This window comes from Flavobacterium sp. I-STPP5a, assembly GCF_009764685.1.
Lineage (GTDB): Bacteria > Bacteroidota > Bacteroidia > Flavobacteriales > Flavobacteriaceae > Flavobacterium.
In genome coordinates, this window is record NZ_VHLM01000042.1 from 1 (window position 1) to 498 (window position 498).

1 protein-coding gene is annotated in these 498 nt (G+C 32.1%); it reads left to right on the forward strand.

Going from position 1 to position 498, the window contains the following annotated elements:
• Nucleotides 1-498: FAD-dependent oxidoreductase (locus FJV36_RS07995; RefSeq protein WP_199251033.1), on the forward strand; the 498-nt coding region annotated here is incomplete at both ends.

Genomic DNA, 498 nt, shown 5'->3' on the forward strand with positions numbered 1-498 from the left:
AGATATTGCCCATCAGTAGAAGATAAAATTGACCGTTTTGCTGATAAAGAACGTCATCAAGTTTTTGTAGAACCTGAAGGATGGAATACCGTAGAAATTTATGTAAACGGATTTTCTACCTCATTACCTGAAGATGTTCAAGACAAAGCAATTAGACATATTGCAGGTTTTGAAAATGTAAAATTCTTACGTTTTGGATATGCTATTGAATATGATTTCTTTCAGCCAACACAATTAAAACACAACTTAGAAACTAAGTTAATTGAAAATTTATTTTTTGCAGGGCAAATTAACGGAACTACTGGTTACGAAGAAGCTGCTGCACAAGGTTTAATGGCAGGTGTAAATGCGGCTTTAAAAACTCAAAATAAAGAACCTTTTATCTTAAAAAGAAGTGAGGCTTATATTGGAGTTTTAATTGATGATTTAATTACAAAAGGAACAGAAGAACCTTACAGAATGTTTACTTCTCGTGCCGAATATAGAACGTTATTAAGA